At 51.4% G+C, this 12,645-nt stretch carries 14 protein-coding genes; all 14 read right to left on the bottom strand.

What is annotated here, in order from left to right; all coding sequences use genetic code 11:
• Positions 1-10 precede the first annotated feature (10 nt).
• The 14 genes from ptsG to yceD all read right to left on the bottom strand — a co-directional run bounded on the left by ptsG (position 11) and on the right by yceD (position 12,507).
• Positions 11-1,444, bottom strand: a complete 1,434-nt coding sequence (gene ptsG / locus EC840_RS00860) for a PTS glucose transporter subunit IIBC (protein ID WP_112291126.1) — start codon at positions 1,442-1,444, stop codon at positions 11-13.
• Between the two features lie 338 nt (positions 1,445-1,782).
• Complete coding sequence (locus EC840_RS00855) at positions 1,783-2,577, bottom strand: metal-dependent hydrolase (RefSeq protein WP_129638490.1); 795 nt, start codon at positions 2,575-2,577, stop codon at positions 1,783-1,785.
• A gap of 28 nt (positions 2,578-2,605) precedes the next feature.
• Entirely contained in the window at positions 2,606-3,625 is a 1,020-nt protein-coding gene (gene holB / locus EC840_RS00850; protein WP_129638489.1) for a DNA polymerase III subunit delta', read from the bottom strand.
• Positions 3,622-4,269 carry a dTMP kinase gene (gene tmk / locus EC840_RS00845; protein ID WP_129638488.1) on the bottom strand — a complete coding sequence of 216 codons (648 nt, stop codon included), beginning with the start codon at positions 4,267-4,269 and terminating at the stop codon, positions 3,622-3,624. The genes holB and tmk overlap by 4 nt, the downstream gene beginning before the upstream one ends.
• On the bottom strand, positions 4,259-5,284 hold the full coding sequence (gene mltG / locus EC840_RS00840; protein WP_132963786.1) for an endolytic transglycosylase MltG: 1,026 nt from the start codon (positions 5,282-5,284) through the stop codon (positions 4,259-4,261). The genes tmk and mltG overlap by 11 nt, the downstream gene beginning before the upstream one ends.
• A 15-nt stretch (positions 5,285-5,299) precedes the next feature.
• Entirely contained in the window at positions 5,300-6,097 is a 798-nt protein-coding gene (pabC, locus tag EC840_RS00835; protein WP_132963785.1) for an aminodeoxychorismate lyase, read from the bottom strand.
• Between the two features lie 233 nt (positions 6,098-6,330).
• Positions 6,331-7,572, bottom strand: coding sequence for a beta-ketoacyl-ACP synthase II (gene fabF / locus EC840_RS00830; RefSeq protein WP_112291134.1), 1,242 nt, complete (start codon positions 7,570-7,572; stop codon positions 6,331-6,333).
• A gap of 101 nt (positions 7,573-7,673) precedes the next feature.
• A complete protein-coding gene (acpP, locus tag EC840_RS00825) occupies positions 7,674-7,910 on the bottom strand; it encodes an acyl carrier protein (RefSeq protein ID WP_015690190.1) in 237 nt (78 codons plus the stop codon).
• Positions 7,911-8,063: 153 nt separating this feature from the next.
• Positions 8,064-8,798, bottom strand: coding sequence for a 3-oxoacyl-ACP reductase FabG (gene fabG, locus EC840_RS00820; RefSeq protein ID WP_112291135.1), 735 nt, complete (start codon positions 8,796-8,798; stop codon positions 8,064-8,066).
• A gap of 13 nt (positions 8,799-8,811) precedes the next feature.
• Positions 8,812-9,741, bottom strand: coding sequence for an ACP S-malonyltransferase (fabD, locus tag EC840_RS00815; RefSeq protein ID WP_129638485.1), 930 nt, complete (start codon positions 9,739-9,741; stop codon positions 8,812-8,814).
• Between the two features lie 18 nt (positions 9,742-9,759).
• On the bottom strand, positions 9,760-10,713 hold the full coding sequence (locus EC840_RS00810; protein WP_112291138.1) for a beta-ketoacyl-ACP synthase III: 954 nt from the start codon (positions 10,711-10,713) through the stop codon (positions 9,760-9,762).
• A gap of 6 nt (positions 10,714-10,719) precedes the next feature.
• Complete coding sequence (plsX, locus tag EC840_RS00805) at positions 10,720-11,754, bottom strand: phosphate acyltransferase PlsX (RefSeq protein WP_129638484.1); 1,035 nt, start codon at positions 11,752-11,754, stop codon at positions 10,720-10,722.
• A gap of 48 nt (positions 11,755-11,802) precedes the next feature.
• A complete protein-coding gene (rpmF, locus tag EC840_RS00800) occupies positions 11,803-11,970 on the bottom strand; it encodes a 50S ribosomal protein L32 (RefSeq protein ID WP_013576249.1) in 168 nt (55 codons plus the stop codon).
• A gap of 12 nt (positions 11,971-11,982) precedes the next feature.
• Positions 11,983-12,507, bottom strand: a complete 525-nt coding sequence (yceD, locus tag EC840_RS00795; protein WP_112291141.1) for a 23S rRNA accumulation protein YceD — start codon at positions 12,505-12,507, stop codon at positions 11,983-11,985.
• Between the last annotated feature and the right edge of the window lie 138 nt (positions 12,508-12,645).

Here is a 12,645-nt window from a genome sequence, read left to right as displayed (position 1 = left end):
TTGCTCACCATTAATGGTTACGCATGTACTCGTCCATATCAGTTTTCAGGTTGTCAGACTTGGTACCGAAAATCGCCTGAACACCAGAACCTGCAACCACTACACCTGCCGCACCCAGTTTTTTCAGGCCAGCCTGATCAACTTTGGAGACGTCCGCTACGCTGACGCGCAGACGGGTAATACAGGCATCGAGGTTAGTGATGTTGTCTTTACCGCCGAAAGCCTGAACCAGAGAAGCAGACATTTCAGAACCGCCCTGCGCTGTGGTTTCGCTGGTAGAGTCTTCACGGCCAGGGGTTTTCAGATCCAGTTTCGCAATCAGGAAACGGAAGATGCTGTAGTAAACCACGGCATACACCGCACCCACGATTGGGAACAGCCAGATTTTGCTGCTGTTGCCGCTCAGTACGATGAAGTCAATCAGACCGTGCGAGAAGCTGGTACCGTCACGCATACCCAACAGGATACAGATTGGGAATGCCAGACCGGCCAGGATCGCGTGGATCACATACAGAATCGGCGCAACGAACATGAAGGAGAATTCGATTGGCTCGGTGATACCGGTCAGGAACGCAGTCAGTGCAGCGGAAATCATGATGCCGCCGACTTTTGCACGGTTCTCAGGTTTTGCTGAGTGCCAGATAGCGATAGCCGCCGCTGGAAGACCGTACATTTTGAACAGGAAGCCACCAGACAGTTTACCCGCAGTCGGGTCACCCGCCATGTAACGTGGGATATCGCCGTGGAATACCTGACCCGCAGAATTCACGTACTCACCGATTTGCATCTGGAATGGAACGTTCCAGATATGGTGCAGACCAAACGGAACCAGCGCACGTTCTACAACGCCGTAGATACCGAATGCCACAACCGGGTTCTGGTAAGCAGCCCATTGTGAGAAGGTCTGGATACCTGTACCGATTGGCGGCCAGATGAAGGACAGAACCACACCCAGGATAATCGCTGCCATACCAGAGATGATTGGCACGAAACGTTTACCGGCAAAGAAGCCCAGGTATTCTGGCAACTTGATGCGGTAGAAACGGTTGAACATGTATGCCGCAATCGCACCGGAGATAATACCGCCCAGTACGCCGGTATCCGCCAGATGCTTGGCTGCAATTTCTTCAGCAGGCAAATGCAGAACCAGTGGTGCAACAACTGCCATGGTTTTCACCATGATGCCGTATGCCACAACGGACGCCAGTGCAGAAACACCGTCGTTGTTGGTGAAGCCTAACGCCACACCGATAGCAAAGATCAGAGGCATGTTAGCGAAGACGGAACCACCGGCTTCGGCCATAACATGGGAAACGATCACTGGCAGCCAGCTAAAGTTTGCAGAACCGACACCAAGCAGGATACCTGCGATTGGCAGTACGGATACTGGCAGCATTAGCGATTTACCGACCTTTTGAAGGTTTGCAAACGCGTTCTTAAACATAATTGAGTGTGCTCCTGAGTAATGATGCTTTTTGATACTTCATGCGGTTTAGCCTGATAACTAACCGCTTTGCAAAAGGTCGTACAGCCCTTTGCTATCGGGTGTCTGAGCACCCCTTTTAATTTTTACGCAGGGTAAAATAATTCCCTTTGTTAATGTTTGATGGCAGTCACGTTTTTCTGAAAAATGCAGTGAGAGCGTTTAAAAAACCCACGATTTACAACATTTAATCCGAAATAAACGCCAGTGACCCCGCAAAAAACGGGGCCACGATACCTCATTCTGGTGATTAATTACGAGGTGTAAAATAAATCTGGCGTATATGACTAAGCCTAAGGTTAGATCAGGGAGGAAGTATCGATGTGAAATAATCGTGAAAAGTTTGCAGTGGTCGCTTCAGCCAGCTGTTCCACACTCACACCTTTGAGCACGGCCATATAATCGGCAACGTCACGCACATAAGCAGGCTGGTTCTCTTTACCACGATGTGGTACGGGTGCCAGATACGGTGAGTCAGTTTCCACCAGCAAACGATCCAGCGGTACATAACGGGCCACTTCACGCAACGCTTCAGCGTTACGGAAAGTCACAATCCCTGAGAACGAGATAAAGAACCCCAGATCCAGCAGGAATTTTGCCGTCGGCAGATCCTCGGTGAAGCAATGCAAAACACCACCGCACTCCCCTGCGTTCTCTTCTTTGAGAATATCCAGCGTATCCTGACGGGCATCACGGGTATGGACGATCACCGGTTTGTTAAGCTCGCGGCCAATGCGGATGTGCTCGCGGAATGAATCCTGTTGCAGTTTCAGCTGATGCGCTTCTTTCTGATAAAAATAATCCAGACCGGTTTCACCCATTGCCACCACTTTCGGGCTGGCGGCAAGCTCACGCAGTTCTGCGAAATCATAGCCATCGTCAATATTCAGCGGATGCACACCGCAGGAAAATGCGACGTCGGGACGGTCACCAATCAGCTGTGTCATCGCGCGATAACCTGGCAATGTGGTCGCCACCGCCAGCATAAATTTCACGTCACGTTCACGGGCTTTTTCCAGCACATTATCCACGCCGGAGTGCAGCTCATTGTAATCAAGGCTGTCGAGATGACAGTGGGAATCGACTAAAAACATAGTATTTAACTCATGACAAATAAGGGGTTCAGCGGGAAAGCGCGGAACTGAAAATCGACGCAGAAACCGTGCCCTGGAGCATCTGTTCCCACTCAAGAAGTTGTTCGGTCAGCAGTAACTCACGGTTAACACCGACGATAGAAAGCAGCTGATGGCGGCAATGCATCCAGGCACTCACCGATTGCTGTAAAGCCACGCCGGACTGCGCACCGGCGAGCAACGCAATTAACGGCTGCTGATCGTGGTTGATGATGAACTGCCCTGCCTGCTGCTGCCATTTAATGGCATCAAGCAGTAACGTCGCCAGCCAGTACAGACGTTCCGGCGCGTCATCATGATTAAGCTGCGGCAACAGGGAAAGCATATCCTGTTGCTGACATTGCGTATAAAGCTGCTGGCATAGCGCCACGCGTTGCTTCCAGCGTTCCGGCTGCAACAGTTCAATGGCTGACAACGGCGCACCGTTGGTCAGACGCAATGCGGTTTTGATCGAGACAGGATCAGCACTGAGCTGACGGTTGATCCACTGCACCGCCAGCGCTTCTTCCGGCACCGGCAGATGCCAGTAAAAACAGCGGCTGCGGATCGTTGCCAGTAACGCCGAAGGTTCGCGGCATCCGAGCAGGAAATAGGTGCCCGCCGGGGGTTCTTCCAGCGTTTTCAGCAAGGCGTTCGCTGCGGCTTCAGTCAGCAATTCCGTTTGCGGGATCCACACAACTTTCGAGCCGCCCTGTTGGGAATAATTGTAGAGCGTTTCGATGAGCTGACGCACCGGATCAATGCCCAGCGAGTTTTTGCCTTTTTCAGGTTGCAGGATATGCCAGTCAGGATGGTTGCCGGCAATCATCAGCTGACAGCTGTGGCATGAACCACAACTCTTTTCGCCATCCTTGTGCTGGCAGAGCAGCCAGCGGCTCAGACCATATACCAGCGCCTCATCCCCAATCCCCGCAGCGGCATGCATCAGCACCGCATGATGCCCGCGGCCTGTCAGATATTGCCCTGTCAGCTGGCGATAAGGGGCGCTGAGCCACGGATACCAGTTCATGAATGCTCCCGGGTTGCCTGCTCGTCAAACCAGTTTTTCAGTGTCTGTTCGATCGATGATTTCACTTCTTCAATAGTCTGCGAGGCATCGATGGTTTTAATGCGGCTGTCAGCGGCGGCAAGCTCCAGATAACGGGCGCGCGTACGTTCAAAGAAAGGCAAGGCTTCCTGCTCGATACGATCCAGTTCACCACGCGCACGGGCACGTTGCAGGCCGATGGCCGGAGGTAAATCCAGATACAACGTCAGATCAGGGCGGAAATCCCCCAGAACGGTATCGCGCAATGAGGTCATTAGTTTGGCATCAATCCCACGTCCGCCGCCCTGATAAGCTTGTGAGGAGAGATCGTGCCGGTCACCTACCACCCACGCGCCACGCGCCAGAGCGGGTAAAATCACCGTCTCAACCAGCTGGACACGGGCAGCGTAAAGCATCAGCACTTCGGCTTTGACCGTCGGTTTTTCGCCATCTACGCCACGCTTAAACAAATCGCGTAATTTCTCCGCCAGCGGCGTACCGCCCGGCTCACGGGTAAACACAATTTCTTCTACGCCGTGCTGGCGCAATGCATCCACCACCACGTTATGAGCAGTGGTTTTCCCCGCCCCTTCCAGGCCTTCAATCACAATGAAGTTACTTTTCATTCTTGTTCTTAAGAGCCTCTATATACACACGAACCGCCTTGTTGTGGTTCTCAAGGTTAGTGCTGAAAGTATGCCCGCCTTTGCCGTCAGCGACAAAATAAAGATACGGCGTTTTTGCGGGATGTGCCGCAGCCTGAAGTGAGGCTTCGCTCGGCATCGCAATCGGTGAAGGCGGCAGGCCGGTGATCACATAAGTATTGTAGGGGGTCGGCGTTTCTAAATCTTTCTTCGTGATATTACCGGTGTATTTATCACCCATACCATAAATAACGGTCGGGTCTGTTTGCAGACGCATGCCGATCCGCAGACGATTGATGAACACAGACGCCACTTCAGGACGCTCATCTTTCACGGCAGTTTCTTTTTCAATAATCGACGCCATAGTGACCATGTCTTCAGGCGTTTTATACGGCAGCGAATCAGCGCGGTCTTTCCAGATATCCGCAACGGTTTTTTCCATGCGCACATGGGCGCGTTTGAGCAGAGATAAATCCGTCATGCCTGCGGTGTAATGGTAAGTATCGGGATACAACCAGCCTTCGGCATTTTTGGTATCGGTCATGCCTAAGGCCGCGGCGATCTCTTCACCGCTTTTGCCGCTAAGTTCATGCCTGAGATACTCTGAAGTATCTAAAACCTTCATCCAGTCGCTGAGCTTAAAGCCCTCGACAAAACGAATGCTAAATTGAGCTTCTTTACCACTTTTCAGCAACTCCAGCATCTGGCGAACGGTCATGCCTTTTTCCAGACGGTAGGTACCGGCTTTAAACTCACTCAGTTCAGGCTCTAAACGTAATAACCATGGGAACCACGGATTGGGCTTCATCAGCTTCTTGTCGATGAGCAGCGTTTCCAGAACCACACGCCCGGTACCGGCAGGCAGGGTGAAGATCGTTTCACTGCTGACATTGATCGGGCGATCCGCAAACTGTTTCACTTTCTGGTAGGCAAACGTCGCCAGTCCTGCAAGGATCAGGACAATAACGGCGAAGATTTTGGTCTTTTTGTTTGTCATTGTTTATTCACTTTTTTAACAGTTCTGGAGCAAAAAATTGTACAAATCTCGGGATGAGTAATGCCACCCGCACGCCTGTGCCACGGGTAAAACCGGCATAAGGGCATTACAAATCAGCACCTCATCGGCATCAAACAATACGTCGGCAGGTTCACTGACAATGTGCAGCGTCCAGGGCGACGAGTTTTCAATGAGCCGGATAATGTGCTGACGCATAACGCCATCCACGCCCGACTGTGATAAATCCGGTGTAAATACCTGATTCCCCTTCCGCCAGAATAAATTAGCCGCACAGCATTCCACCAGGCAACCTGAGGTGTCAACCACCAGCGCCTCGTGGGCGTCCGTCTGGTCAAGATGCAGGCGGATCATCACCTGCTCAAGACGGTTGAGGTGTTTTATGCCCGCCAGCAGCGGATTTTTGCTCAACGTCACCGGGCTCAGGGCGAGTTTTACACCGGGCTGCCGTAACGCGTGATAATGTGCCGGATAAGCGGACACAGATACAATCCGGGTCGGTTCAGAGCATCCTGCCGAACTGTAGCCTCGTCCACCCTGCCCGCGTGTCACAACGGCTTTAACGACAGCCTCTTCCTGTTGCCCTGCGGCCTGAATCATTTCGCGTTCTAAAGCTGCCCAGTTCACGCCATCAATATGCAAAACAGACACCGCGCGCTGCATCCGCGCAATGTGCTCTGGAAGAAGCAGGATTTCACCGCGCAACACCCTGGCCGTAGTGAAGCAACCGTCGCCAAATTGCACAGACCGGTCTGCCGCTGGCAATGTTGTCGCCGCCGCACCGTTAATCCACATGGTTACTTCCTCCTGACTTCAGGGTTAGCGTTCTCCGACCGCTGAGACTGCGTGAGCAGGCCTCTGGCAGCAAGTGGAGCATTCTTACTTTATCGTACCGGCAGGCCGAAATGGCGGGAAGACTCCTTCCGTTGAGCTGCCGTTTGATTCCACTTTACCGCATAGCAGATGCTTTTATTCAGACAGCAAAAAGGCCCGATTAACGGGCCTTTCTCAATAATACACCGTCGCAATCACATCTTGCGGAATACCAGGGAACCGTTAGTTCCGCCGAATCCGAAGGAGTTGCAAAGTGAATATTGCATGTCTTTCACCTGACGCGCTTCGTGCGGTACAAAGTCCAGATCGCACCCTTCGTCTGGATTGTCCAGATTCAGGGTCGGTGGAACGGCCTGATCACGCAGCGCGAGTAAAGTGAAGATAGACTCCACCGCCCCCGCCGCACCTAACAGGTGGCCTGTCATAGACTTGGTTGAACTGACCAGCACTTTGTGAGAATCCGCACCAAAGACAGATTTAACCGCCTGCGCTTCGGCTTTGTCACCCGCAGGGGTAGAAGTCCCGTGCGCGTTGATATAGCCAATTTGCGACGCAGAAATGCCTGCATCACGCAAAGCGTTTTCCATCGCCAGCGCGGCACCTGCACCGTCTTCCGGTGGAGAGGTCATATGGTAAGCATCGCTGCTCATACCAAAGCCGACGATTTCAGCATAAATTTTTGCACCGCGTTTGCGGGCATGTTCGTACTCTTCCAGCACCATAATTCCGGCACCGTCACCGAGTACGAAACCATCACGATCTTTATCCCACGGGCGGCTTGCGGCCTGGGGATTATCGTTGCGCGTGGATAATGCGCGTGCTGCACCGAAACCACCGACACCCAGCGGGGTGCTGGCTTTTTCTGCGCCGCCTGCCAGCATCACGTCAGCATCGTTATAGGCGATGATACGTGCTGCATGACCAATATTATGCACACCAGAAGTACAGGCTGTAGCAATAGAAATACTCGGCCCACGCAACCCGAACATGATACTCAGATGACCGGCAATCATGTTAACGATGGTTGATGGAACGAAAAAAGGACTAATTTTGCGAGGTCCGCCGTTAACCAATGACGTATGGTTTTCTTCAATCAGACCAAGTCCGCCGATGCCAGAACCGATCGCCGCACCAATGCGTGTCGCGTTCTCAGCAGTCACTTCAAGCCCGGAGTCTTGCATCGCCTGAATACCGGCAGTAATACCATACTGAATAAAGGCGTCCATCTTGCGGGCATCTTTACGCGGGATGTAGTCTTCACAGTTAAAATCTTTTACTAAGCCAGCAAAACGCGTTGCATAGGCACTAGTATCAAAATGGTCGATCAGGCTGATGCCACTCTGACCGGCAAGGAGAGCGTTCCAAGTGGACTCTACAGTATTGCCGACAGGAGACAGCATGCCCAGTCCAGTCACTACAACTCGACGCTTAGACACGTGTGTCCTCCAGGGAGGGAAAAAAGTAGTAATACCGTGGGATATAAAAAACTTAGGCGGTCAAATGACCGCCTAACTATCTAAACTTAAAGCATGTACGCTTACTGTTGGCTAGCGTTGATAAAATCAATTGCTGCCTGAACAGTAGTGATTTTTTCAGCTTCTTCGTCAGGGATCTCGGTATCAAACTCTTCTTCCAGAGCCATAACCAGCTCAACGGTGTCGAGAGAATCAGCGCCAAGGTCGTCTACGAAAGATGCAGCATTCACTACTTCTTCCTGTTTAACACCCAGCTGTTCAACGATGATTTTCTTAACGCGTTCTTCGATAGTGCTCATACTCTTAAATTTCCTATCAAAACTCGCTTTCGCGATGGTTTTCGTAGTGTATAAAATGTTGAAAAAGATGCAACTAAATCCAGGCTGGTCAAACCACGAATTTGCTCTATTTTGCGGTTTTTACCGCAAAAAACGCAAATAATTTCGTAATTTTTAAATCATATACATGCCGCCATTGACATGTAATGTTTCACCCGTGATATAGCCGGCCTCGTCAGAGGCTAAAAAAGCAACGGCGCTGGCAATTTCTTTGGCATCGCCCAACCGGTTGGCTGGAACTGATGACAAAATGCCTGCGCGTTGATCATCTGTCAACGCCCTTGTCATATCCGTCTCAATAAAGCCGGGAGCGACGACGTTGACAGTAATGCCACGTGAAGCAACTTCACGTGCCAAAGACTTACTAAAACCAATCAAGCCAGCTTTAGCCGCCGCGTAGTTCGCCTGCCCTGCGTTACCCATGGTGCCAACAACGGAACCAATTGTAATAATCCGTCCACACCGTTTCTTCATCATAGCTCGCATGACAGCTTTTGAAAGCCGAAACACAGAAGTCAGATTCGTATCCAGGATATCCTGCCACTCATCATCCTTCATACGCATGAGAAGGTTATCACGGGTAATGCCGGCATTATTAACTAAAATATCAATTTCGCCAAATTCAGCTCGAATTGTCGCCAATACTTGCTCAATAGATGCAGAATCAACCACATTGAGCATAATACCTTTGCCATTTTCGCCTAAATATTCGCTGATCGCTTCAGCACCTTTCTCGCTGGTCGCTGTGCCGATCACTTTCGCGCCGCCTGCTACCAGTTTCTCTGCAATAGCGCGGCCAATACCACGACTGGCACCAGTAACAAGTGCAATTTTGCCTTCGAAGGTCATACTCATCCTCTTATTACTGCTCTAACGCCGCTGCCAGACTTGCCGTGTCATTCACAGCGGCCGCCGTCAGGGTGTCAACAATACGTTTTGTCAGACCGGTCAATACTTTACCCGGCCCCACTTCTAAAAGCTGCTCAACGCCCTGTGCTGCCATAAATTCGACAGACTCAGTCCAGCGCACCGGGCTGTACAACTGGCGTACCAGCGCACTGCGGATGGCTTCAGGAGACGTTTCAATTTTCACATCAACGTTGTTCACCACGGAATACTGCGGTGCGCTGAATGTGACATTTTCCAGTGCAACGGCAAGTTTATCCGCAGCAGGCTTCATCAGCGCACAATGCGATGGCACGCTGACAGGCAGAGGCAGAGCGCGTTTTGCACCCGCTTCTTTACAGGCCGCACCGGCACGTTCTACCGCTTCTTTATTACCCGCGATCACAACCTGACCTGGCGAGTTAAAGTTAACCGGAGAGACAACCTGCCCCTGAGCAGACTCTTCACAGGCTTTGGCAATCGCGTCGTTATCCAGACCGATAATAGCGTACATCGCGCCAGTACCTGCCGGAACCGCTTCCTGCATCAGTTTGCCGCGCAGTTCAACCAGTGAAATCGCCTGTTTGAAATCCAGCACACCGGCACAAACCAGAGCAGAATATTCGCCCAGACTATGACCCGCCATCAGAACAGGCTGAGTGCCGTTCTGCTGCTGCCATACACGCCAGATAGCGACGGAAGCGGCCAGCAACGCAGGCTGCGTCTGCCAGGTTTTATTCAGTTCTTCAGCAGGCCCCTGTTGCACCAGCTGCCATAAATCATATCCCAGCGCCGAAGAAGCTTCGGCAAATGTTTCTTCAACAACCGGATGTGCAGCGGCTAGATCAGCCAGCATACCGAGCGTCTGAGAACCCTGACCAGGGAAAACAACTGCAATTTTTGTCATTTTTATCATCCTGTTAAATCAAAAACGTACCAGCGCCGAGCCCCAGGTAAAGCCACCGCCAAATGCTTCGAGCAACACTAATTGCCCGCGCTGAATTCTGCCGTCACGCACTGCTTCGTCAAATGCTGCAGGCACAGAGGCCGCAGAGGTATTGCCATGACGATCGAGCGTAACCACGACTTTGTCCATTCCCATACCCAGCTTTTTCGCTGTCGCACTGATAATGCGCAGATTCGCCTGATGCGGAACCAGCCAGTCAAGTGCAGTACGGTCGAGATTATTTGCGGTCAGTGTTTCATCAACAATGTGCGCCAGTTCAGTCACAGCGACTTTGAAGACTTCATTACCCGCCATGGTGACATAAGCAGGTTTTTCCGGCTCAGTCTGGCTTGGGTAGGCCAGCGTCAGCAGGTTGCCGTAATGACCATCCGCATGCATATGCGTAGAAATGATGCCCTGCTCTTCTGAAGCGCCCAGCAATACTGCGCCCGCACCATCACCGAACAGAATAACCGTACCGCGATCTTCAGGATCGAGTTTACGCGACAACACATCAGAGCCGATCACCAGTGCATATTTCACAGCACCGTTTTTGATGTATTGATCGGCAACGCTCAGTGCGTAGGTAAAACCTGCACAAGCGGCGGCCAGATCGAACGCTGCAGAATCCTTGATGCCCAGCATGTTCTGCACCTGGCAGGCTGAACTCGGGAATGCATGTGAAGATGAGGTTGTTGCAACAATGATCAAACCCACGTCGCTTGCGCTGACGCCGGCCATTTCAAGTGCTTTTTCTGCTGCGTGCAGGCCCATTGTGGCCACAGTCTCATCCGGTGCAGCGATACGACGTTCACGAATACCTGTGCGGGTGACAATCCACTCGTCGGAGGTATCCACCATTTTTTCTAAGTCGGCATTAGTCCGAACTTGCACGGGCAAATAGCTCCCCGTACCGAGAATTTTTGTATACATGTACGATCAGTCACTCTTGGGTAATACAGCTTCAAGGCGCGCGGCAATCCGCTGAGGGACCTGCCGCTGCACCGCCTGCACAGCCTGTTCGATAGCAACAGCAAACGCACGCTGGTTTGCTCCACCGTGGCTTTTAATAACGATGCCCCGTAATCCTAACAAACATGCGCCATTATACTGGTCGGGGTTGAGGTGGCTAAAACGCTTTAGCAACTTCTTCTGGACTATCCGTCCCAACCATTTCAACCACCAGGCCTTCTTGCCACCCTCACCGGAGGATTTTAACAGTGACAAAAACATCCTTATTACACCTTCCATGGTCTTAAGCGTAACATTGCCCACGAAGCCGTCACACACCATCACATCTGTCTTACCGGTCAGAAGGTCATTGCCTTCAAGATAGCCGATATAGTTGATTAGTGCGGTATTTTTTAAAATAGCGGCGGCTTCGCGGATATTATCCAGCCCTTTGCTTTCCTCTTCACCGATATTGAGTAAGGCGACACGGGGGTTACTGATACCCACCACCTGCTCCGCCATTACTGCACCCATCACGGCAAACTGGACCAACATTGTGCTGTCGCACTCAACGTTCGCCCCCAAATCCAGCACCACAGTTTTACTGCGTTGCTGATTGGGCAGGACGCTCATCAGCGCCGGGCGTTCAATGCCATCCAGTGGCTTGACCACCATTTTGGCTAATCCCATCAGAGCGCCGGTATTCCCGGCACTGACACACGCTTGTGCATCACCGCTTTTGATCAGTTCCAACGCCACACGCATTGAGCTTCCTTTACTGGCACGTATAGCTTGCGACGCGCGCATGTCGCTGGCTATAACTGATTCAGCAGGAATTATCCGAATTCGTTCTGTTATAGAAGGATCGGCTTTGGCTAAGAAAGGTGTGATTGCGTCGGGATCGCCGACCAGAAGAAGATCTAATTCAGAATTAGAGATCAGTGCCTGCAATGAAGCAGGCACTGTGACGGAAGGACCGAAATCTCCGCCCATTACATCTAACGCGATGGTTAGACGAGTCAAGGTATCGCCTTGCCAGCACTTATCACGTGAATAAGTTGCAGGCAATTATCAGCCGATTACCTTGCGACCGCGGTAGAAACCGTCGGCAGTGATGTGGTGACGCAGGTGAGTTTCACCAGAAGTCTTGTCCACAGACAGAGTGGAAGTGGTCAGAGCGTCATGTGAACGACGCATGCCACGTTTAGAACGGGTTGGTTTATTCTGTTGTACGGCCATGGACCTTACTCCTTAAGTACTTTTCTTTAAACTCGCTAATACGGCAAATGGATTAGGTTTCTCCGCCTCTTCAGGCAGTTTGCCAAATACCATGTCCGCGTCGGACACTTCACAGTGTTCAGATTCATGTACCGGAACGACAGGCAGTGAAAGAATAATTTCGTCTTCAATCATTGCCAGCAAATCGACTTCGCCAAAATCATCGACTTCGATAGGCTCGTACGCTTCCGGTAATGCCTCAGCCTGTTCATCATTCTGGACAGGGCTAAAACAATATGTTGTGTGAACCTGATGCTCAAACGTCTTACCGCATCTCTGGCATTCCAGAGTCACAGCAACATCGGAGTGGCCGGTAATCACAGCCAGGCGCTGATTGTCGATATTAAACGACAATGAGGTTTGTATATCAGAATCCACACTGACCACTGATTGGGCAACACGCGTAACCTGATCTGCAGTATAGACACCTGTATAGTCTAAACGCTTCTGGGCAGTGCGGACCGCATCAAGGGTCAGGGGTAATTTTACTTTTTGCATAGGGCGCGCATATTAACTTTGTAACGACAGAGAGTCAAAGAAAAAGGCCTCAAAACCGCACCTTTCACCAATATTCGCTTCCGCAGCGGACGACAGTTTAAAATGTGTGATTCAATAACGCTACGCTTTGTGAAAAAA

It is taken from the genome of Rahnella sp. JUb53, from assembly GCF_004346065.1.
GTDB lineage: Bacteria > Pseudomonadota > Gammaproteobacteria > Enterobacterales > Enterobacteriaceae > Rahnella > Rahnella variigena.
The sequence above is the reverse complement of the archived record's forward strand: the minus strand, read 5'-3'. Positions and strand labels throughout refer to the sequence as shown.